Raw genomic sequence first — 21858 nt, forward strand, 5'->3', positions numbered from 1 at the left:
CTGCTTTTCCGCGTCTCGGGGGTTTTCTAGTCGGATTTCCCCGGGGAGTCCGCTTCACTCACGCATGCTCGCGCGGGTAGACGAGGGCGGTGGCCCCTTCGATCTGGATCACGTCCACCGTGGCCCCCTCCGGGATGACGAGGGTCTCGTCGTAGGCTCGGGCGGTCCACTCCTCGCCGCCGATGCGGATACGGCCGCCACGCCCGGTGACCTCGTGAGTCACATAAGCCGACCTGCCCACCAGGGCTTGGACACCGAAACGTTGGGAGGGCAGGTTCGACTGCTTCATATGGCGGGCGGCGACCGGCCGCACCAGCACGATCCCGGCGGCCGAGGCGATGGCGAAGACCAGCAGTTGAAGGGGCAGGGGGAGCCCGACGGCGGCCACGCCCGCGGTGAGGAGGGCGGAGGCGCCAAGGAGCGCGAGCGCGGTGGTGAGGGTGAAGATCTCCGCGACCCCCAGGGCCACCGCGAGAATGAGCCAGACAACCCACGCTTCCATGTCGGTCCTCCCGACAACGTGAACGGCTAACAGTGCCTGCGCGTTCTAAGCCCTTACCTCTAACTTAGCTCGGACCATGGGGATAAAGACCGTATCAAATGCTTCGGTGACCCACTTGTGCTCAAGTCGCGACCCCCAGCGCTGAAATGCGCTGGGGGTCGGAAGCCGGGGGTCGGAAGCCGGGGGTCGGAAAAGGTGCGTGTCAGCGGGCCGGGTGGATCGTCCCCATGACCTCCCCGAGCGCCACGCCGCCGGCCGTGGCGGAGATCGCGACCGTGTCCCCGTCCTCAAGGAAAGTACGGCTTCCGCCGTCCAGCAGCTTGATCGGCTCGCTGCCGTTCCAGGTCAACTCGATGAACGAGCCCCGCTCGCCGGGCTCGGTGCCCGACACCGTGCCGCTGGCGAACAGATCGCCCGTGCGGAGGCTCGCGCCGTTGACCGTCATGTGGGCGAGCATCTGGTCGGGTGTCCAGTACATCCCCCGGTAGGGCGGCCGGGAGACCACCTCGCCGTTGAGCCGGACCTCCATCGCCAGATCCAGCCCCCAGTCCTCCCGCCGGCGCAGATAGTCGAGCGGCTTCGGATCCTGGACGCGGCCCGGCACCCGCACGTGCTCAAGCGCCTCAAGCGGGGTGATCCACGGAGAGACGGACGTGGCGAAGGACTTCCCGAGGAACGGGCCGAGCGGGACGTACTCCCACGCCTGGATGTCTCTCGCGCTCCAGTCGTTGACCAGCGTCACACCGAACACGTGGTCGGCGAAGTCCCCGGCCCGCTCGCCGAGCCGCGTCGGCGTGCCGATCACGAACCCCAGCTCGGCCTCGATGTCCAGCCTCGCCGACGGTTCGAACACCGTGTTGGGCACCGTGCCCGGCGCCCGCTGCCCCCACGGCCGCACCACCGGCGTGCCCGACACCACGACCGTGCCCGCGCGCCCGTGGTAGCCGACTGGCAGGTGGCGCCAGTTCGGCTTCAACGGCTCCTCATCCGGGCGGAACATCCGCCCGAGGTTCGAGGCGTGCTCCAGCGAACAGTAGAAGTCGACGTAGTCGGCGACCTCGAACGGCATGTGGAGCCGCGCCTCGCCGAGCGGCACCAGGTGCGGCTCGGCCACGGCCCGGTGCCCCTCGCCTGTGAGCACGTCGCGCACGCGGCTGCGCGTCTCGCGCCATGCCGTACGGCCGCGGGCCAGGAAGGCGTTGAGCGACCCCGTGGCGAACACCTCGTCGGACAGGACCGGGGTGAGGTCGAGGACGTGATCGCCGATCCGGACCCCGGCCCTGCGCCACTCGTCCGGCTCGTTCACCCGGGTGAAAACGCCGTACGGCAGGTTGTCCACATCCCACGCAGAGCCGGCGGCACCCGGCACCCAACTCGGCATCAGCCGTTCTCCTCCTCGATCAGGCCCAACGCCCGAAGATCCTCGATCGGCGTGCTCGTGCTGCACGACCCGTAGCTCACCAGCAGCCGCCGCGCCCGCGAGGCCGTCTCCTCCGGTACGGCTCGCGCCAGCCGTACCAGCTCGTCGGCCTCGGCCGACTCCAGCACCGCGACCGGGTCCCCTCCCTCGACCGCGACGCACGTGGCGAGCAGCAGGTTCAGAAAACCATGCCGGTAGACGTCGAGGACGGGGTCGTAGCGGCGTACGGCGTGGTGCAGCCCGGCCGTGGCCTTGAACGGCAGGTCGCCTTCCACGCAGATGGCGATGAACGCCCCAAGCTCCGCCGGGGTCGGGAACAGCTCCGCCGTCACCCCGCCGCACCTGACCTTGGCCGACAGGCCAGGAGTGAGCGGGAGTCGCGCCACCGCCTCCAGCCAGCCGGGCGCCGACCGCGTCGGCTCCACGTAGACCGGCAGGCCCGTCGCCAGGCAGGCGCCCACCACCGGCTCGGTGCCCTCGCCGGGGATGTCGATCGACACGACCCCGAGACCGGCGAGATCCGGGAGGGCGCCCTTGTCGACGATCAGGCCGATGCTCTTCGGCGGAGCACCGCCGAGCTCGCCGATCCTGCTCGCCGGGCACAGGAACACGTGCGTCAGCACCGGGCTGCCCGCGGCGAGGTCCCGCTCGTGCCGCGCGAGGGCCTCGCCCATCGGCAGCGCCGCCGGCGGGAACAGCCCCGCGTCGTCGACCAGGCCGTTGAAGAGCGTCGCCGCGCCTGCCGTCGCCGCGCCCGCCGTCACCGCGCCCACGTCCACGCGTAGGCGGGGTCCTCACAGGCCAGGGCGGCCTCACCGAGGTCCAGCGGGCGGAAGGTGTCGATCATCACGGCGAGTTCGCTGGTGACCGTGTGCCCCTGCCGTACGGCCTCGATCGACGCCTCCACCGCTCCCGGCTGGGGGCCGTGCGTGAAGCCCGCAGGGTGCAGGGAGATCGAGCCGACGTCGATGCCGGAGCCCTTGCGCGCGGTGTAGTCGCCGCCCACGTAGAACATGAACTCGTCGGAGTCCACATTGTGGTGGTTGTAGGGGATCGGGATGGCTTCCGGGTGGAAATCCAGCGGACGGGGGCAGAACGAGCAGATCACGAAGTTCGGCCCCTCGAAGGTCTGGTGGACCGGCGGCGGCGCATGCGTGCGCTTCACGATCGGCTCGAAGTCGGCGATGTTGAACGCGTACGGGTAGAGGTAGCCGTCCCAGCCGACCACGTCGAACGGGTGGTTGCGGTACACCAGCCGCGTCAGCCCGCCCCGCGTCCGGACCAGCACCGGCACCTCCTCCCCTTCCACGATCAGCGGCCCGCCCGGCGCGCGGAGATCGCGCTCGCAGTACGGCGCGTGCTCAAGGAACTGGCCGTATTTCGACAGGTAGCGCTTCGGCGGCCTGATGTGTCCCGCCGCCTCGATCGCCAGCGCCGACACCGTCTCGGTGAGCGGCACCCAGCGGTGGATCGTGCCTGTCGGGACCACCACGTAGTCCCCCTCGCCGACGTCGATCGCGCCGTACGTCGACTCGAAGCGCGCCCGGCCGGCCTGGATGTAGACGCATTCGTCGCCCATCGAATTGCGGTACAGCTCGCTCGCCGTATCCGCCGACGCGTACGAAATGCGGACATCACCGTTCCCCGTGAGCAGCCGCCGCCCCGCGACGAGGTCGCCGCCCCGTGTCAGGTCCTGCGTGCGGAAGTGCCGGGGGGAGAGCGGCAGATTGGGTGCCAGCGAGGCGTTCGCGGGGGGATCGACGGTCTCCGCCTTGATGATCGCGGTCGGCAGGTAGCGGTGGTACAGGAGGGACGAGTCCGAGGAGAAGCCCTCCTCGCCCATCAGCTCCTCCGCGTACAGCCCACCGTCGGGCCGCTTGAACTGCACATGCCGCTTCCTCGGCACCTCACCCACGACCCGGTAGTACGGCATACGCCTTCTCCCGCCTTGTCCGTTTATCGGACGGTTATGTCCTCTATACGAACGACGATGGGACATGCGGGCATGGATGTCAAACCTCCGGCGCGGGTTTCACCGGCGCGCTCCGCACCGGTGCGCCCGTGCGCGGCCTCTCGCGCGGAGCGTCCTTTGAATGATCAGGCGATCCGGCGCATCGCGACGATCGTGTCGGTCACTTCGGCGCTCCGTCCGGACGGGCCCGTCGTGACGCGTGTCGAAGACTCAAGGACTTCCGCGCGCCAGGCCGCCCCGAGGGCGAGCGCGTCGGCGGTCTCCGCGGGCGTCGGGAAACTCTGATACGAGGCGGAGTTCCACGACCACGGGGCGCAGGAACCGTGGTCGACGACGAGGAGGGCTCCTCCCCGCGGCACGGATTCGGCCGTCCGGCGCAGCACCTTCTCCCGATCCGCGACATGCAGGAAACTCGCCGTCACAAGGTCGAAGGGGCCGTCGGGCAACCGCAGCGCGGTGACGTCGCAGCGCCGCGTGCTCAGCCGGTCCGTGAGCCCCAAGACGGCCGCTCTGGCGTCCACCCGGTCCAGCGCGGTCTGCGAGACGTCGACGGCCGTGACCGACCAGCCGCGGAAGGCGAGCCAGGTCGCGTCCCCACCGTGCCCGGCGCCGAGGTCGAGCGCCCGGCCCGGCCTGTCGAACAGCTTGGGCACCAAGACCTCGACGGCCGCATTGGGGCGTGTGCTCCAGGAGTGATCGAGCAGCCGGTAATGCCGCTCCCAGAAGTCGGCGTCGTAGGCGTTCACTTTTTCTCCACCTCGCTGTCGGTATGCCCCCGGGTCGGCGGGACCTCCGGCCGTATTTCCGGCTCGGACCTCCTCGACGATGAGCCCTGACCCGGTCTCGACGCGATTAGAGTTGCCGTCGCCGCAAAAGGTTCATTCGCCGGCGGTGAAGCTCCCGCGACGAAGGGCTGCGGCGAGGTGCCGCGACGAAGGGCCGCGACGAAGGGCTGCGGCGAGGGCTGTGGCGACGCTCCGCGACGGCGACCTAGTGGCGCAGGGCCTCGGCCAGCTCCCCGGCGGCCTCGACGACACGGCGGCCGACGTCCTCGGTGTCCAGGGCCCCGAAGGTGACGACGCCCACCGACGCCTCCAACCCGGGCAGGCCGACAACGGGGGCCGCGACGCCTCGGGCGCCCTCCTGCAGGTGGCCCTCCGTCGCGCGGTAGCCGGTCCGGCCCTCCCGCGCAGCCAAGATCGCGAGCCCGGCGGCGCCCCGGTCGAGCGGATGGCGCGACCCCTCCCGGTAGGCGACGTGCAGGTCTGTCCACGACGGCTCGACCACGGCCACGGCCAAGCCGTCGTCGCCCTCCGCCACCGTCAGATGGGCCGTCGCCCCGACGCGTTCCGCCAGACGCCGCAGCGTCGGCACGGCCGCGGCGCGCAGCAGCGGCTGTACGGCCTGCGCCAGTGCGAGCACGCCGAACCCCAGGTGGACCCGGCCGTCGCGGTCACGCCGTACGAACCCCTCGTTCTGCAGGGTGGTGACGAGGCGGTAGACGGCGGGGCGGCTCAACGAGAGCTCGGCGGCGAGCTCGGTGGGGGTGCTCGGGCCGTGGTCGCCCGCGAGCAGACGCAGCAGGCGCAGTCCCCGCTCCAGGGTCTGGGAGGACTCTGCGGCCATCACGCACACCACCGCGTATTACGCATGTGACCGATTATCCGGCGCTGCTCGTGACGCCTGTACGGCGGGCCTGCCTGAAGATCGTCACGCTCTGTGCTCACATGGGTATTCGTTGAACCGGCGTCGGGTAGAACCGCCACGTTCTCACCTCGCGGTCACTCCGAGCCCGGCATGCCGGGCACGTGAGTCGAGGGTGTCCGCGGTATGGCCACGGCCCTGCCGTGCACCCGGCCAGGGCACACCTTTAGCGAACAACGGGGGATCGATGTTCAACCACCACGGTGGCCTACGACCACGACAGCTCAGGCCCTGGTCAGGGGCCTTGCTCACCGCCACCCTCGCCACCACCGCCGGCCTCACCGCCGGCCTCACCGCGGCGCCGGCCCGCGCCGCGCAGGCGCCCGGCCCGCGTACGGCACCGCCGTACACGGCCTCGGAACCCGCCCGGGGCGGCCCCGGCGAGGAGGGCGGCGTGCGGCTGAACACGATCCTCGCCGGTTCGACCAGCAGGTATGTCGCGTGCGCGCACCCCATCGGCAGAAGCGCTGTGCTGTCGCGCTGGTCGGGCACCGCGGTGGGACCCGGCGGGCGGAGGTATTCGGTCGCGCTGGCCACCACGGTGGCCGACCGCGGGGACGGCAGGCCGATGCCGCCGCCGCTGCGCGACAGGCCCGCGGTCGAGGTGAACATCGGCGAGTTGCGCGACCACGCCCCGGCGCCGCGCCACGCCGCGGTCGGCTCGTGGAAGAGCGTGGAGGCCGCCGCGCCGGCGGTGCGTCACACCGTACGGCAGAGCCCCGAAGACGACGGTTCGAACGACGATGGCGGCCCCCCGCCCGTGCCTGCGCCCCCGCTGGAGCCGGAGGGGAACGTCGACGACCTCAGGCTGAGTGTCCCCGGCCCCGAAGGCGCATCGCACACAGGGGCGAAGAAGGACAAGGGCGCGGCTCAATCGGGGAAGAAAGGCGCCGGGCACGACACCGCGGGCGACTCCGGCAACTCTGGTGATTCGGGCGACTTGGGTGATTCACGTGACTCAGGTGACTCGGGTGACTCAGGTGACTCGGGTGATTCCAAGGTCTCCGGGGCCGGTGACTCCGGGGGTTCCAAGGACGGCGTGAAGGGTGCGGACGGCGGTTCCGGCTCGGAGAAAGCGCCGGAGAAGCCATCGGAGAAGTCAGCGGACAAGCCAACTGAGAAGTCAGCAGGGCAGGAGGCGGGGCAGGAGGCCGGGCAGCCCGCCGTGAAACCCCCGTCCCCCCAGGCGGCCCCACCGGTGACGCCCCCGTCGCCGCCACAGGCGAAGCCCATCTCCGCCCTGCCCCGCGCGGCCGTGAACCCCGCGCCGAGGGGCGCGTCCATCCCCGTGCCGCCGCGGGCGCTGTCCAACCTGGAGCCGCCTTCGCGGGCCGTCTCCGACCCCGAGTCGCAGGCCGGGGACGGCGGCACGGCCGCTGACGCCGTGTCCACCGCGGACGGGCAGTCGGGCAAGGAGCAGTCCCAGGTGGCGGGCGAGACGGAGACGCGCGGCGAGCAGTCGGCCGAGAAGCCGGTCGTCGTCGCCCCCGTGGAGTTCAAGGGGCAGGTCGGATCCCCCTTCATGGGCCTGATCGGCGTCACCGGCGGCACGAAAGGCGTGCTGTCCACCGTGACCGTGAGCGATCTCGACGCCCTGCCCGAGGGCATCGTGGTGGGTCCGGACGGGAGGCTGAGCGGCACCCCGACCCGGGCGGGCACCTTCGAAGTGCCGGTCAAGGCGTGTGTCGCGGGCCAATGCCGCTATGTCATCCTCCTCCTGGAGATCGCGCCGGGCACTCCGCCGACCGCACCGACCACCGTGCCCGAACCCCGCGACATCATCCCGGTCGGCCCCGTCGACCCCGACCAGCCCACGCCGCCCATCGTGGCCGCCGACCCCGACCAGCCCGACGAGCCACCCGCTCCGGCCCAGCCCGCCAAACCGACCGGCTACGTCGGCTCCCTCATGGACCTCGCGCTCGGCCTCGCCTCCACCGGCCCCGCCATCGCACAGGCCCACCTGAAGGGACTTGAGCAGGCCCTCAAGAAGTGGATTGCCGAAGGCAAACCCAAAACGCTCATCCTCGGCCCCGGCCAAATCCTCGTCGCCACGGATCGCGGCGACGGCACCTACAGCATCCGGGTGTCCGATGGGAAGGGTGGCTTCGCCGTACTGAACGTCAGCCTCAACGCCAAACCCGCCACTGAGGGTCAGTTCTTCACCTGGCCGCGCACTAAGCAACCGCAGTAATCCGGCCTCCGAACGCCGGGACAGGCGAGTCCGCCTGTCCCGGCGTTCGCCTTTTCACGGACCGGTCGGCCCGCCGACAATAGTCTTGTCGGCACCGGTTTCACCGCGATGGGCACTCGGAGGTCGAGGCGGCATGGGCAACGATCCGTCGGCGTCGGACAGCGGTAGCCCGGCAGGGCAGTTCAGCGGTATCGACAAGGTCATGATGCAGCGGTTCATCGCAGATATGGAACGTGCTGCGCAAATCATCGCCGAGGAAACCGAGGGGATACGGCGCGAACTGCTCGCGGCCGACCTGCCGACCGCAAGTCTTCACCCTCTCGGGGAAATCGGGGGATGGGTCCAGGAGCAGATCCCGCAACTCCGGCAGCGCCTCCAGGCCATCAGCACCCCGGTCGCATCATGGGATCCACAGTTGCCGCCCCTGTTTCAGGGCGGCAGAATGCAGCCCTACCGTGAAGACGGCGAACAAGCGCCGTTTTTGTCCCCTGCGGAGGCCCAACGCCGCGGCACCGACCTCGGCAAGCGATTCGCCGCCGTAGACCCCGACGACCTGGGGATAATCGGGCCGAGCGCCAAAGAGCAGATGACCGCGCTCATGAACGAGTTGAATCCGCACCGCTTCGACGCCCACTTCACCGCCGCCTTCTTCGCCGCGTTAGGACAGGACGGGGTCCACTCACTCGACGACAAGCTCAGCCGGGCCGCAGCCGACCCGTTGATCGGCGTGGCCGGGGCCGCGTTCGGCACCGCCGTCACCGGCGGCGGCAAAAACCCCACATTCGCCTCGATCCGTGCTCGCATCGACGGCCACAAAGTCGCCCCCCTCCTGGCCTCGGGCAGCTACCCGCCCGACTGGCTGGCAAGGATCGCCGCCCCCATGCTCGCCCCCAAAGGAATGAACCACCGCAAACCATCCTGGGAGCAGGCCGCCCGAGGAAAGGCGCTGCGGTCCATCCTCACCGCCCTCGGAAACAACCCCGCCGCCGCCCGCCTCACCATGGGAGAACTCACCGACCTCGGCGGAAAACAGCGCACACCCTTCAGCCTCATGGCCCCCTTCGGCACCCTTCCCGCCGACGTCAAGGCGTGGAAGGACATGCCCAAACTGGCCGACTACCTGAAGAAACTCAACGGCTGGGCCAACTTCAACGAGCATCCCAACAGCCAGATCCCCCAAGGCGCCCCCGGCACGACCGCCGCCTTCAGCCGCATGCTCGCCGCCGCCTCCGGCGCCCTCGACGAGCAGCAGGGGCAGCACGGGAAAGAGTCATCCTTCTTCGCCTACACCGTCATCACGACGGCCGACGAGTTCCACCTGACGGACGACGCCCGGCCCTACTTCTCCCTGATCGCGGCCTCCTACGCCCCGGAGATCGTCCTCGGCGCCGACATGGGCGACGCCGACGCGGCGCAGCCGTCCACCTACGCCAAAGGCGACGGCAAACCCGTCACCGGCCGCATCCCCGGCCTCCACGGGGCATTCCAGCTCAGCCCCGAAGACACCTTCAGGTTCATGACGACCTACGCCGGCACCCCCGAAGGCCGAGCCCCTTTCGAATCCGGCATGGCGAAACTCATCGGCGACCACTTGCCCAAGGCGGTCGAAGAGGCCAGGAAGAAGGACAGCTCCGATCCGCTGGTCAACCTTTTCGAGGTGCTCGGATATACGCGAGGCTTTGAGATCGGGGCTGTGTCAAGGGTTCTCAACCCCAACCCTGAGGAGGCGAAGGACGCTCACGATGTGGAGAGCCTTGTCATGGGCGGAACTCTTGGCGTGATGGGACTGGCCCTTCCACCCACCTGGGTTGCGGGACTTGCGTGGACAGGCGTTGGAATCGGCGTGAGTTACTGGGACGCGTTTGTGCGTGAGGAGCCCGGCGACGATGAGGAGGAGTTCCTGAAGGGAGAGGTGGATCAGAGTCGGGGCCGTCAATATGGGATGGCTCAGATTCTCGCCACGCAAGGTGTGCTGCCCACGGTGCCGCCCGCGTCGACCTCGAACGGCATGGGGGCGGAGATCGTGGATGGGGACGGTCACCTTCTGCCTTTTGCTGATATCGCCAAGAAGGGACCAAAAGCCATAAACTCCTTGGAGCAGTGGTTTGCGGACAATGGCCAGGGCGGCGGTGATGAGCTATCGGCTGGTGCCCTGTCGGAGAAGCTGGCCACCGCCTATGAGGGCACCAAGGGTGTTGGATTCAACCACGTCCCCATTTACAAATCTCCTCTCACGACCGACTGAGGCATGCTGTTTCGCCCTGCGCCGAATAGACTCCGGCGGTCGATGAGTTGAACGTGAGAAATGTTTTGGTCACCTCGACGGACACGGTGGAAATCGCATTCGGGTTCTGGGCGGCCTTCGGTGGCAGCATTGTGTGCTTTGCGACGCTAGGCATGGTTCCGAGCAGCAAGGCGTTGAGTGATCCCGGTGCAAGAGTCGAGGACTCGTCCCGGCCGGTTGCGGCGTAGGTGCGTTTGAAGCGGTCGTCCCCGCAGGGGATGTCCTTTCCGCCGGGGTCGGTGACCTGGATATCCCGCGCGGAGCGCTTCTCCAGCAGCTTCAGGATCTGTCCCTCCAGGGACTTGGCCGCCTGGGAGACCGTGGGTTCGTCGTTGCTGCAGGCCGTGAGCAGCAGCCCCATGGCCAGGATGGGTGCGGTGAGCCGTACGGAAACCTTGCGGGGCATCGCTAGTCCTTCGGAACGGCAACGCAGACGATCACTATCGTCCCCGAGGGCGTGGCGGGCGTTCAAGTCGGCCGGGGTCGGCAGGGGGCCACTCCGGCGGGGAGTGGCTTGGCAGGTTTACCAATTCACAACGATTGCGGGGTGTGGCACGATTCGGGCAAATGGCTTAAGGGCAGGGTGATCGGCATGAAGTCTGCTGTAGTGGTTGGTGCGGGGATCTGGGGCACTTCGCTGGCGTTGCGGCTGGCAGAGGCGGGATGGCGGGTCACGGTGGTGGAGCAGCACCAGCCGGGACATGTACGGCAGGCCAGCGCGGGCGAGACGCGGCTGATCCGCTCGGCGCACGGGCGGGACGAGTGGTATACCCGCATGGCGTGGCAGGCGAGGGATGCGTGGCGGGCGCTGGAGGAGCGCTCGGGGGAGACGCTGTTCGTCGAGGCGGGGCTGCTGTGGTTCGCCCGGGATCCGGATGGGTGGGAGGCGGACAGCGCGAGGGTGTTGAAGGAGGTGGGGGTGCCGCATGAGATCTGGGAACCGGAGAGGATAGGCCGGGTCTTCCCGGATTTCGTGGGGGACGACCTGGCCTTCGCCCTGTGGGAGCCGAAAGCGGGTGTGCTGCGGGCTCGCCGGTCCGTGCAGGTGATCGCGAAGCTGGCGCGGGCGGCGGGGGTGGAGTTCGTGCGGGGACGGGCTCTGCCGTACGACGGGACGGGGGTCGTGCTGGGCGGCGAGGTGCTGCGTGCCGACCGGGTGGTGTGGGCGTGCGGGGCGTGGCTGCCCGAGCTGTTCCCCGAGGTGGCGGGTCTTGAGGTCACCAAGCAGGACACGTTCCACTTCGGTGTTCCCGCCGAGTGGAGCGCTCCACGGGTGCCCGCGTGGGTGGATTACGGGGTGTCGGTGTACGGCCACGGCGATGTGGATGGGGTGGGCATGAAGGCGACCTCGGACGCCGAAGGCGAGCCGTACGACCCGGAGAACGGCACCCGCATGGTCTCGCCGGCGAGCGAGGAGATGGCCCGGGCCTACCTGCGCAAGCGGTTCCCCGCGCTCGCAGAGCTGCCGGTGGTCTTCAGCCAGGTCTGCCAGTACATCTCCACGCCGGACGGCCACTGGCTGATCGCCGAGGTGGCGGACGGGGTGTGGCTGATGGGCGGGGACTCGGGCCACGGGTTCAAGCACGCGCCGACGCTGGCGGACTACATGGTGGAGCTTCTCGACGGCGATCGGGAGCCGGAGCCGTGGTTCGGCCTGGGTGACCGTACGGCGGCGCGCGGTCTGCGCACCAGCGGCCTCACGGAGTGACGCGGGCGGGTCGAGAGCGCCGTGGGGCTGCCGATAGCGCACGGACAGAAATAGACCCGGGGAGAATGGTGAGGTGTTTGTGCCCCTATTCGTAGCTAGATCGGCTGGATAAGGTCAGACTGATCGTTTTGCTCCGACGATGGGGTTGAGGCTAATGCGGTTGGGTCTGCGGAGGATGGTCACCGTGCTCGCCGGAGTGGCGGTGCTCGGCGTGGGGCTGCCGGGGGCGAGCGCGCTCGCCGAGGAGGACCCGCGGAGCTGCAACGACCTGCTCGGCGCGGACCGGCCGGCCTACGTGGTCTGTCGCTGGATGGCGACGCCCGAGGAAGCGCGTGACACCGCGCTCTTCTGGCTGAGCGGAGACGCGATGGAGAGCGCCCTCCCCTCCGAGGGCGCCTACTGCGATCCGCAGGACGGCGACTGCCTCAAGGAGGTCACGGGCGAACCGATCGAGGGCGGCGAGGGCGATCCCCTGCCGGAGGATTACGTCGACGACGGCGCCAAGCCCGAATGCGACCCGCCGGGGTCGGCGTGTTACGTCGACCCCGACGAGGTGAAGGCCGATGAGGCCGCCGCGGCGGCGGCCAAGGAGAGCGACACGGGCCGGGCCGTGTCCGCCGCGGTCGAGTCGCGGCTGCGGGTGTGGGTGAACACCGAGCTGGCCGACGACTGGAAGGCGGGTGACGAGGCGTACACCGCCGCCTTGAAGCGCGTGGTGGCCGTCGCGGCGCAGCCGGGTGTGGTCGGGGTGCGGTTCACCTCGCAGCTCGGCTACAACGGCACCTTCACCGACCTGGACGAGATCAACAGGTTCGTCACCGCGACCTCGAAGTCGCTGCGCGAGGCCCTGCCCGGCAAGAAACTGGCCCTGCACACCGTCGTGCCGGAGCTGGCGTGCGGCGCGGTGGAGGAGTGCAAGGCCGAGATGCGCGAGAAGTACCCGCTGCTGGTCCCCGAGCAGGTCGAGACGTATGTGCGCGGCGGGGCCGTCGACCAGCTCGCCGTGGACGGCGTACTGCTCGGCCAGGCGTACTCCCGTTGGAAGATCGACGCCGAGCAGGCGCAGCGCAACCAGTGGGTGCAGATCAAGGCCCGTGCGTGGGACGCGTTCGCGCAGGTGGCGGCGGAGGACGCGAGCCTGGCCGCCCCCGGCGGCTCCCGGCTCACCGCGGCGCAGGCGGAGAAGATCGTGGCGGCGCGCGTGGCGATGCCGCTGCTGGACGACGCGGCCGAGACGGTGAACGTGTGGACCCGGTGGACCGACGCGAAGGGCGAGGTGCACCGCGTGTACGGCGAGGGCCTCGCGGCCACCCCCACTTGGGACCGGCTGAAGGCGCTCGACGAGGTACGGCAGCGCCTGGCGACCTTCTATGACCCGGCCGCGCCCGAGGTCGACGTGAAGAGCGACCTGGCCAAGCTCGCCGAGGCGTTCGGCACGGTCTACCTCACCGGCACCTGAACCCCTCCGTGTGGACCCCCGCCTGACCGCCCCGCCTGGACCCCCTGCCTGAACGCTCCTGACTACCCCGACGATCCGAGTCCAGAACGCCCTGAGAAGCGGCGAAAATCCAGAATTTCGCATGCTGATCAGCCTGACCGCCTGCGGTCGTAGCCTGGACTCGGAAGGAGGGGTTTTATGGCACGCGGGCGGTTGCGCGTCTATTTGGGTGCGGCCCCCGGCGTCGGCAAGACGTACGCGATGTTGGGCGAGGGACAGCGTCGTCAGGGGCGGGGCACCGACGTCGTGGTGGGCCTGGTGGAGACGCACGGGCGCAAGGTCACGGCCACGCTGGTCGAGGGCCTTGAAATCGTGCCCAGGAAGTCGATGGAGCACCGCGGGGCGGTCTTCACCGAGATGGACGTGGACGCGGTCATCGCCAGGAAGCCCAAGGTGGCGCTGGTGGACGAGCTGGCGCACACCAACGTGCCGGGCTCGCGCAACGTCAAGCGCTGGCAGGACATCGAGGAGATCCTCGACGCGGGCATCGACGTGATCTCCACGGTCAACATCCAGCATCTGGAGTCGGTGAACGACGTCGTCCAGCAGATCACGGGGGTGCCGCAGCGGGAGACGGTGCCCGACGAGGTGGTGCGCCGGGCCGACCAGGTCGAACTCGTCGACATCGACCCGGAGGCGCTGCGCAGGCGTATGGCGCACGGCAATGTCTATCCGCCCGAGAAGATCGACGCCTCCCTGGCGAACTACTTCCGCGAGGGCAACCTGACCGCCCTGCGTGAGCTGGCGCTGCTCTGGGTGGCGGGCAAGGTGGACGAACAGCTCGACCGCTATCGCGCGGGCCACCACATCGAGGACCTGTGGGAGACGAGAGAGCGGGTCGTGGTGGCCCTGACCGGCGGCCCTGAGGGCGACACGCTCGTACGGCGGGCCGCGCGCATCGCGGCCCGCACGAAGGGCGCCGACCTGCTCGCCGTCCACATCACCAGGTCCGACGGCCTGACGGGTGCGGATCCGGCCAACCTCGCCCGGCAGCGTACGCTCGTCGAAAGCCTCGGCGGGACCTACCACCAGGTGGTGGGGTACGACGTGCCCCGGGCGCTGATCGACTTCGCGGAGGGCGTCAACGCGACCCAGCTCGTGCTCGGCGCGTCGCGCCGGGGCAGGTTCGCCCAGCTCCTCTCGCGCGGGGTGGGGGTGACCGCCACGGCCCTGTCGGGGCCGATCGACGTCCATCTGGTCACCCACGCCGAGGTCGCCTCGGGAAGCAGGCGCCCCCGGGCGCAGCGCGCGGTCCTGTCGCGGTCCCGCCGGGCCACCGGATGGGCGATGGCCCTGCTCGGCATGCCGGCGGTGGCGTGGCTGCTGACGCCGTTCCGCGGGTGGCTGACCCTGTCGAGCGAGATCGTGCTGTTCCTCCTCATGGTCGTCTGCGTGGCCCTGGTCGGCGGGATGAGACCCGGGATCACCGCGGCCTTCGTGGGTTTCGCCCTGCTCGACTGGTTCTTCACGCCGCCCTTCCAGTCGATGACCGTCTCGGGGCTCGACAACATCCTCGCCCTGTCGATCTACGTGCTGGTCGCCGCGATGGTGAGCGCGGTGGTCGATCTGGCGGCCCGCCGTACCCGTGAGGCGGCTCGGGCGCGGGCCGACGCGGAGGTGCTGTCGACCCTCGCCGGCAGTGTGCTGCGCGGTGAGCACGCGCTCAACGCGCTGCTCGCGCGGCTGCGCGAGACGTTCGGCCTGGGGGCGGTGACGCTGCTGGAGCGGCGGGAGGCGCCGAGCCCCGGCGACACCTCCGACCCGGAGGCGTGGCGGATCGTGGCGACCTCCGGGGGAGCGCCCTGCACGACTCCGGCGGCGGCCGACACGGACGTGACCATCGACGACGAATTGGTGCTGACGGCGAGAGGGCGGCTTCTCGACGCCTCCGACCGCCGCGTGCTGGAGGCGTTCGCCGCCGAGGCCGCCGTGGCGCTGCGCCAGGAGCGGCTGCGCCGGGAGGCCGAGCAGGCGCGTCCGCTCGCCGAGGCCGACAAGATGCGTACGGCACTGCTCGCGGCCGTCAGCCACGACCTGCGCACGCCGCTCGCGTCGGCGAAGGCGGCGGTGGAGAGCCTGCGCGCGACCGATGTCGAGTGGAGCGAGCACGACGAGAGGGAGCTGCTGGCCACCGCCGAGGAGTCGCTGGCCAAGCTCGACCGGTTGGTGACCAACTTGCTCGACATGAGCAGGCTCCAGGCGGGGGTGCTGGGGTTGTCGCTGCAGGCCGTGGCCTTGGACGAGGTGTTTCCCCGGGCACTCGACGATCTCGGCGGGCAGGCGGCCCGGCTGAATTGGAGCCTTCCCGAATGTGTCCCCGCAATTTCCGCGGATCCGGCACTTCTGGAACGGGTGCTGGTGAACGTGATGTCCAATGCTGTCCGGTACAGTCCACCGCAGGAACGGGTGCTGGTCACGGCCGGCGTCCACGGGCAGATCATGGAGATCAGAGTGATCGACCGAGGCCCCGGGGTGCCGGCAGCCGACCGCGAACGGATCTTCCTACCGTTCCAACGGCTCGGTGATCGGGACGTTCACACGGGGGTGGGCCTGGGACTGGCGCTCGCGCGCGGTCTGGCCGAGGCCATGGGCGGCTCGCTGCGGCCCGAGGAGACCCCGGGGGGCGGCCTGACGATGGTCCTCACCCTTCCCCTGGTGGAGAGCACATGACCCGCATCCTGGTCGTCGACGACGAACCCCAGTTGCTGCGCGCCCTGAGGGTCAACCTGGCGGCCCGCCACTACGAGGTCGCGGTCGCCTCCGACGGCGGCAGCGCGCTGCGCCAGGCCGCGGACTGGCACCCCGACCTCGTGGTGCTCGACCTCGGACTTCCCGACATGGACGGCGTCGAGGTCATCCACGGGCTGCGCGGCTGGACCGCCATCCCGATCATCGTGCTGTCGGGCCGCGCCGACAGCCACGACAAGGTCGACGCCCTGGACGCCGGCGCGGACGACTACGTGACCAAACCGTTCGGCATCGACGAACTGATGGCCCGCATCCGCGCCATCACCCGCCGCACCGCCGTGACCGACGGCGGCTCACCCCGCGTCCAGGTCGGGACCTTCGAGGTGGACCTCGCCGCCAAGACGATCTCCGGCGGTGTACGGCTGACGCCCACCGAATGGCACCTCCTCGAACTGCTCATCCGCAATCCCGGCAAACTCATCAGCCAGCGTCAGCTCCTGACGGAGGTGTGGGGACCCGCCTACGTCAAGGAGAGCCACTACCTCCGCCAGTACATGGCGCAGCTGCGCCGCAAACTGGAGGCCGACCCCGGCCGGCCGGCGCATCTGCTGACCGAGCCGGGGATGGGCTACCGCTTCCAGCCGTAAGGCCGACGCGGACGCCGTGGTGCAGGCAGTGCGGGCAGCCGCCTACACCACCGCGCCCGAGCCCTCGCGCGGACGCGACACCCGCTTGACCTTCGGGCGCGGCGGCGGGGCCGAGCTGAAACGCTCGAACTTGATCGCCAGCGGTGCGGCGACGAACGCCGAGGAGAGCGTTCCGGTCACGATGCCGATCAGCAGCGCGATCGCGAAGTCGGTGAGCGAGTCCCCGCCGAGCGCGGCGAGGGCGGCCAGGATGAACATCGCGCCCAGACCGGTGCTGATCGTGCGTGGCACGGTCTGGAGGATGGCGGAGTTGGCGATCCCGGCCAGCGACCCCTTCGGCTGCGCGCCCCACAGCTCCCGCACCCGGTCGAAAACCACGACCTTGTCGTTGACCGAGTAGCCGATGACGGTCAGCATCGCCGCCAGGAACACCCCGTCGATCGGCTTGCCGAGCCAGGCGAACACGCCGACGACGGCGGCCACGTCGACGGCCAGCGCGGCCACGGCGGCGGTCCCGAACGACCACCGGAACCGGAAGGCGAGGTACAGGAGCTGAGCGGCGAGCGCCACGCCCAGTGCGATCAGGGCGTTGCGCCGGAGCTCCTCGCCGAGACTCGGGCCGATGAGCTCGTCACGCTGCTTGACGGCGTCCCCGCCGACCCCCGCCAGCGCCTCCTGGATCTTCACGACGTCGTCGTTGCTGATCTGGCCGGTGCGGACGGAGATGTCGTCGCCGCTGCTCTGCACGACGGCGGTGGGGAAACCGGCGTCCGCGACGGCCTGCCGGGCCGTGTCGGCCCCGACCGCCTGGGTGGTGGCGAACTCGACCACGCGCCCGCCGGTGAACTCGACTCCGAAGTTCAGGCCGCGCACGAACAGGCCGGCGAGGGCCAGGACGGTGATGGCGGCAGCCGTACCGAGCCAGAGCGCGCGGCGCTTCATGAGGTCGGGGTTGCGGCGGGTGAGCCAGGCGCGGACACGCCCGGTGTCGGCGATGCCGGAGATCTTCGGCCGTTTGAGGACGAAGCCCCGGTCGACCGCCCAGCGGGCCAGGACTCGGGTGATGACCATGGCCGACACCAGCGAGGCGATGACGCCGATGGACAGGGTCACGCCGAAGCCGCGCACCGGTCCGGACGCCAGCACGAACAGCAGGCCCGCCGCCAGCAGCGTGGTGATGTTGGAGTCGGCGACGGCGCTCCACGCGTTGCGGAAGCCTTTCTCCAGTGCGCCGCGCAGGCCGCCGGACGGCGCCGCGCCGAATTCCTCGCGGGCCCGTTCGAAGACCAGCACGTTCGCGTCGACCGCCATGCCGATGGCGAGGACGAATCCCGCGAGCCCCGGCAGGGTAAGCGTCGCGCCGAAGGCCACGAGCGCGGCATAGGAGATGAGCGCGTAGCAGGCCAGCGCCACCGTGGCGAGCAGGCCCACCAGCCGGTAGATCACGGTGATGAACAGCGCGGTGAGCAGCGCGCCGATGACGGCGGCCTGGGCGCTGGCGGTGATCGCGGCGGCGCCGAGGGTGGGGCCCACCGTGCGCTGCTCGACGATCTCGACGGGGACGGGGAGCGCGCCGCCCTTGATGAGCACCGCGAGGTCCTCGGCCTCCTCGGCGGTGAAGGAGCCGGTGATCTGCCGTGAACCCCCGGTGCCCGCGTTGCAGGCGACGCTCTCGTTGATCTGCGGCGAAGAAATGATCTTGTTGTCGAGGACGATGGCGACGCGCCGCTTCGGGTCGCCGTACGGCGAGCACGCCGCCGTCCCCTCCAGCTTGGCCCAGTCGCGCTCGCCTTCGGAGCGGAAGTCCATGCTGACGAACCAGCCGCCGCCCGACTGCGGGTCGATGCCGGGGGCGGCGTCGGAGATGCCGTCTCCGGTGAGCCCGGCCGCGGCGAGACGGAGCTTCTGCCCGGACTCGTCGGGCAGGACCAGCTCGCCTTGACCGGGCTTGGTGGTGTCGTCGGCGGTGCCGAGCACCTGGTGGAACGTGAGCTGCGCGGTCCGGCCGATCACCTCGGCCGCCTTGCGCGGGTCGAGCACGCCGGGCAGCTCCACAATGATCCGCTGTTCACCGGAGCGGACCATGACGGGGTCGACCACGCCGAGCCCGTCGGCTCGGCGGCGCAGCACCTCGGCCGTGCGGTCGGTCGCCTCCGCGTCGGCCTTGACGGTCGGGGAGTCGCGCGTCTCGAAGACGAGCTGGGTGCCGCCGCGCAGGTCGAGCCCGAGGCGCGGCGACATGGTCAAGGTGACGGCCAGTGCGGCCGCCATCACGGCGAGCGCCGCCAGCGCACGCCAAAGATAGGGACGTGGACGTGACAAAGGAAGCCTCCACAGGCCAAGTGGGGAAAGCGGAAAGATCTACGGAAACTCAGACCTGTGGAGAGGGAGGCGCCCGGCCGGGCGCGACGCCCGCGTCCGCGAGCGGATGCACCCGCGTGTCGCGGGGTGCGGGCCGGGGGCGGGGCGCGACAGCCACGCCGGCGGTGCTGTACGCCGCGGGCCGGACGGCCGACGCGCCGCCCGCGGGGGCCGCGCCCGAGAAGCCGCCCGCGACCGCGAGAACCGGCCACTCCGGTGCGGCCGGCTGGGAGGTCGGGGTGTTGTCGACGGTCCGCACCGGCCCGGCCTGGACCGGGGGCGGGGTGGAGAACGAGTGCCAGGTCGCGGTGGCGAGCCCGCTCTGGCCCGTCGCCAGCAGCACGGTGATGAGCAGCGCGAGCAGAGCGCTCGGCGGCCTGCGCCGGCGCACCAGCCTTGCTTCTCCGACGGCCACCGTGAACCTCGCGGGTTGTGATCTGCCGCCCACCGTACCCGCTGCGCCTACGAAGGTGGGCATTACACGGGGAACGCCGCCGGGCGTGGATACCCGGCGGCGTTCCTTATGGGATTGATGGGCCTTGTGGGCCCTTGGGTGCTATGAGGGAGGAGTTACCTCTTCGCGGCGAACGGGCTCACGCTCAGCGCGCCCGCGCAGTTGCAGACCTCGAACGTGGTCTGCCAGGTCTCGGACGCGCCACCGGGGGTCGCGACCTCGATCTGCACGGCGAACTTGCCGATGGCCTTCGCCGTACCGATGACCCGGCCGTCGCTCGTGATGGAGATGCCCGGCGGCAGGTTGGCCGGGGTCAGCACGGTGAAGATCTGGCCGGGCCGACCGGGCAGCTTCGCCGTACTGGGACGGCCGGCAGTGATCTTGATGGTGGCGGTGACCTTGACGGTCTGCGTGACGGGCCGCTGCGGCAGGATCGTCATCGTCAGTGAGGCGGTGCCGCACGCGGTGCCGACACACATCCGCACCGGGAAGGTGTAGGTGCCCGCCACGGTGGCCGTGCCGACCAGCGTGCCGTCGGTCCGCACGGTCACGCCCGGCGGAAGCTTGGACGGGTCCGTCACGGTGAACGACACACCGCTCTCGACGCCCTCCATGATGAAGCGGCCGGTCACCGGGCCGACCGAGCCGCTGAAGTTCACCAGCGTGATGTTGCGCACCGAGGAGCTGACCGTGCTGATGTTCAGGGTGATGGTGAAGTCGACGCAGGCCGTGCCCATGCACAGGCGCATCGGCACGACATAGCTGCCACCCGTGGTGGCCGTGCCGGTGATCTTGCCGTCGGCGGTGATGGTGATGCCCGGCGGGAGCTTGCCCGGGTCGGTGACCGTGAAGGTCGGCGTGCCGCCCGCCGGCAGGCCCGTCACGGTGAGCGTGCCCGTGGCGGGACGCCCGGCCACACCGTTGAACCCGTCCACGCTGATCGACAGCGTGGACGACACCGCCGTCGTGATCGTCAGAGTGACGACGATGTTCCCGCACACCGTGCCCGCGCACACCTTGATCGGTACGGCATAGCTGCCGCTCGCGGTGGCCGTACCGGTGATCTTGCCGTCGGCGGTGATGGTGATGCCGGGCGGGAGCTTGGAGGGGTCGGTGACGGTGTAGGTCACACCGGCGCCGGGCGGGGTGCCGGTGACCGTGATAGAACCGCTCGCCGGCCGGCCGGCGACGCCGGTGTAGGTGATGGAGATCTTCCAGTTGGAGGTCGCCGGAGCGCCCACTGTGATCGTGACGTTGAGCGTCGTGCAGAGCGCGCCCGCGCACACCTTCACGGGGAAGGTGTAAGTGCCGGGAGTGGTGGCCGTACCGGTGATCTTGCCGTCGGCGGTGATGGTGATGCCGGGCGGGAGCTTGGAGGGGTCGGTGACGGTGTAGGTCACACCGGCGCCGGGCGGGGTGCCGGTGACCGTGATGGAACCGCTGCCCGCCTGGCCGACGACCCCGGTGTAGGTGATGGAGATCTTCCAGTTGACCGTGGTCGGCGCCGGGTTGACGACGATCGTGAGCGACGCGGTCTGGCAGACGCCCCCGGCGCACATGCGCACGGGCACCTCGTAGGTGCCCGCCTTGGTGGGCGTGCCGGTGATCTTGCCGTCGGCGCTGAAGGTCAGACCGGGAGGCAGCGCGGCCGTGTCGGTGACCGTGACGGTGACGGCGGAGCCGATGGAGGAGGTGAAGGTGAACGCGCCCGAGTAGGCGACACCCACGGTGGCGGCGGCGCTACTGGCCGAGACGGTGAACTCGACGGTCTGCTGGGCGGCGATGGTGAAGGTGACCGTGCCGTTGGTGCAGGTGCCGAGGTTCGTGCACACCTTGACGGGCACGCGGTAGGTCCCCGCCTCGCGCGGCGTGCCGCTGATCGCGCCCGAGGCGCTGATGGTGATGCCCGCGGGGAGCTTCGCGGCGTCGACCACCGAATATGTGACGGTCACCCCGTAGAGCTTCTGGACACTGAGCTGTCCGGCGATCGCGGTGCCGACGGTGCCGGTGAGGTTGAGGGACGTGGTGACGAAGACCGGGGCCGGATCCGGGTCCGGGGAGTCTTCGGGGTGCGGCGCGGGGTACGGGTCCTTCTTGACGGGCTGCGCCGCCGCCCGGCTGTCCATGGTTTCCACTGCGGCCTGGAGAGGCGTTGAGGAGGAGGCGTGGGCCGGCATGCCGATGAGGGCCATGCTTCCCACCGCGGTGGCGAGCACCGCTGATATCAGAGTCCGGTGGCCTAGGGGCACGCCGGATCGGACTACGGTCATTCAGTTTCCCCCGAATGTGTGCATGTCTGCGCCACATACGTAACGAAGTAGCTACAGACGGTAACCATCGCTACATACCCGCGCGGTGCTCATTTGGGGCAATGCGGGAGTCAAGGGGAAACATGGTGACGGCCCGGGATGTGTCTCCCGGGCCGTGGG

Annotated in this window: 16 protein-coding genes; 6 read left to right on the forward strand and 10 right to left on the reverse strand. The window is 70.1% G+C overall.

Translation table 11 applies throughout. The features are described 5' to 3' along the window. Positions 1-58: 58 nt before the first annotated feature. The 6 genes from BLQ73_RS17945 to BLQ73_RS17970 form a co-directional block, all read right to left on the reverse strand. Positions 59-502, reverse strand: coding sequence for an NfeD family protein (locus BLQ73_RS17945; protein WP_093171619.1), 444 nt, complete (start codon positions 500-502; stop codon positions 59-61). 202 nt (positions 503-704) lie between these two features. Next, positions 705-1883 (reverse strand): fumarylacetoacetase, encoded by a 1179-nt coding sequence (gene fahA, locus BLQ73_RS17950; protein WP_093171620.1) that lies wholly within the window; start codon positions 1881-1883, stop codon positions 705-707. Beyond that, positions 1883-2701: a hypothetical protein gene (locus tag BLQ73_RS17955; protein WP_093171621.1), complete on the reverse strand. Its 819-nt coding sequence runs from the start codon at positions 2699-2701 to the stop codon at positions 1883-1885. Before BLQ73_RS17955 ends, fahA begins: the two co-directional genes overlap by 1 nt. Continuing rightward, entirely contained in the window at positions 2683-3855 is a 1173-nt protein-coding gene (locus BLQ73_RS17960) for a homogentisate 1,2-dioxygenase (protein ID WP_093171622.1), read from the reverse strand. The genes BLQ73_RS17955 and BLQ73_RS17960 overlap by 19 nt, the downstream gene beginning before the upstream one ends. Positions 3856-4019: 164 nt before the next feature. After that, positions 4020-4640: a class I SAM-dependent methyltransferase gene (locus tag BLQ73_RS17965; protein ID WP_093171623.1), complete on the reverse strand. Its 621-nt coding sequence runs from the start codon at positions 4638-4640 to the stop codon at positions 4020-4022. A gap of 244 nt (positions 4641-4884) precedes the next feature. Continuing rightward, positions 4885-5520: an IclR family transcriptional regulator gene (locus BLQ73_RS17970; protein ID WP_093171670.1), complete on the reverse strand. Its 636-nt coding sequence runs from the start codon at positions 5518-5520 to the stop codon at positions 4885-4887. 322 nt (positions 5521-5842) lie between these two features. Between BLQ73_RS17970 and BLQ73_RS17975 the strand changes: the two genes are divergently transcribed. Beyond that, positions 5843-7789 (forward strand): ICP22 family protein, encoded by a 1947-nt coding sequence (locus tag BLQ73_RS17975; protein WP_093171624.1) that lies wholly within the window; start codon positions 5843-5845, stop codon positions 7787-7789. Positions 7790-7922: 133 nt separating this feature from the next. Then, positions 7923-10034, forward strand: a complete 2112-nt coding sequence (locus BLQ73_RS17980) for a hypothetical protein (RefSeq protein WP_093171625.1) — start codon at positions 7923-7925, stop codon at positions 10032-10034. Here the strand turns inward: BLQ73_RS17980 and BLQ73_RS17985 are convergent. Next, complete coding sequence (locus BLQ73_RS17985) at positions 10021-10479, reverse strand: hypothetical protein (RefSeq protein ID WP_093171626.1); 459 nt, start codon at positions 10477-10479, stop codon at positions 10021-10023. The genes BLQ73_RS17980 and BLQ73_RS17985 overlap by 14 nt on opposite strands. A gap of 186 nt (positions 10480-10665) precedes the next feature. Here BLQ73_RS17985 and BLQ73_RS17990 point away from each other — a divergent pair, with 186 nt between their 5' ends. The 4 genes from BLQ73_RS17990 (at position 10666) to BLQ73_RS18005 (ending at position 16614) form a co-directional block, all read left to right on the forward strand. Beyond that, positions 10666-11781, forward strand: coding sequence for an NAD(P)/FAD-dependent oxidoreductase (locus BLQ73_RS17990; RefSeq protein WP_143020317.1), 1116 nt, complete (start codon positions 10666-10668; stop codon positions 11779-11781). A gap of 160 nt (positions 11782-11941) precedes the next feature. After that, on the forward strand, positions 11942-13240 hold the full coding sequence (locus tag BLQ73_RS17995) for a hypothetical protein (RefSeq protein WP_143020318.1): 1299 nt from the start codon (positions 11942-11944) through the stop codon (positions 13238-13240). A 177-nt stretch (positions 13241-13417) separates the two neighbouring features. Next, positions 13418-15949, forward strand: a complete 2532-nt coding sequence (locus BLQ73_RS18000; RefSeq protein ID WP_093171629.1) for a DUF4118 domain-containing protein — start codon at positions 13418-13420, stop codon at positions 15947-15949. Then, entirely contained in the window at positions 15946-16614 is a 669-nt protein-coding gene (locus tag BLQ73_RS18005; protein WP_093171630.1) for a response regulator, read from the forward strand. The genes BLQ73_RS18000 and BLQ73_RS18005 overlap by 4 nt, the downstream gene beginning before the upstream one ends. Before the next feature lie 42 nt (positions 16615-16656). On the opposite strand, the gene secD is transcribed toward BLQ73_RS18005, so the two are convergent. The 3 genes from secD to BLQ73_RS18020 form a co-directional block, all read right to left on the reverse strand. After that, complete coding sequence (secD, locus tag BLQ73_RS18010; protein WP_275936298.1) at positions 16657-18936, reverse strand: protein translocase subunit SecD; 2280 nt, start codon at positions 18934-18936, stop codon at positions 16657-16659. 49 nt (positions 18937-18985) lie between these two features. Further along, positions 18986-19390, reverse strand: a complete 405-nt coding sequence (locus tag BLQ73_RS18015) for a hypothetical protein (RefSeq protein ID WP_143020319.1) — start codon at positions 19388-19390, stop codon at positions 18986-18988. 155 nt (positions 19391-19545) lie between these two features. Further along, the gene (locus tag BLQ73_RS18020; protein ID WP_093171632.1) at positions 19546-21699 is read right to left on the reverse strand and encodes a putative Ig domain-containing protein; all 2154 of its coding nucleotides are present in this window, start codon (positions 21697-21699) and stop codon (positions 19546-19548) included. Between the last annotated feature and the right edge of the window lie 159 nt (positions 21700-21858).

Source organism: Sinosporangium album, from assembly GCF_900100605.1.
In the GTDB taxonomy this organism is placed as follows: Bacteria; Actinomycetota; Actinomycetes; order Streptosporangiales; family Streptosporangiaceae; genus Sinosporangium; species Sinosporangium album.

Coding starts and splice junctions, on each gene's coding strand:
- BLQ73_RS17945 (WP_093171619.1), bottom strand. CDS start 502: ATGGAAGCGTGGGTTGTCTGGCTCATTCTCGCGGTGGCCCTGGGGGTC.
- fahA (WP_093171620.1), bottom strand. CDS start 1,883: ATGCCGAGTTGGGTGCCGGGTGCCGCCGGCTCTGCGTGGGATGTGGAC.
- BLQ73_RS17960 (WP_093171622.1), bottom strand. CDS start 3,855: ATGCCGTACTACCGGGTCGTGGGTGAGGTGCCGAGGAAGCGGCATGTG.
- BLQ73_RS17970 (WP_093171670.1), bottom strand. CDS start 5,520: ATGGCCGCAGAGTCCTCCCAGACCCTGGAGCGGGGACTGCGCCTGCTG.
- BLQ73_RS17980 (WP_093171625.1), top strand. CDS start 7,923: ATGGGCAACGATCCGTCGGCGTCGGACAGCGGTAGCCCGGCAGGGCAG.
- BLQ73_RS17985 (WP_093171626.1), bottom strand. CDS start 10,479: ATGCCCCGCAAGGTTTCCGTACGGCTCACCGCACCCATCCTGGCCATG.
- BLQ73_RS17990 (WP_143020317.1), top strand. CDS start 10,666: ATGAAGTCTGCTGTAGTGGTTGGTGCGGGGATCTGGGGCACTTCGCTG.
- BLQ73_RS18000 (WP_093171629.1), top strand. CDS start 13,418: ATGGCACGCGGGCGGTTGCGCGTCTATTTGGGTGCGGCCCCCGGCGTC.
- BLQ73_RS18005 (WP_093171630.1), top strand. CDS start 15,946: ATGACCCGCATCCTGGTCGTCGACGACGAACCCCAGTTGCTGCGCGCC.
- BLQ73_RS18020 (WP_093171632.1), bottom strand. CDS start 21,699: ATGACCGTAGTCCGATCCGGCGTGCCCCTAGGCCACCGGACTCTGATA.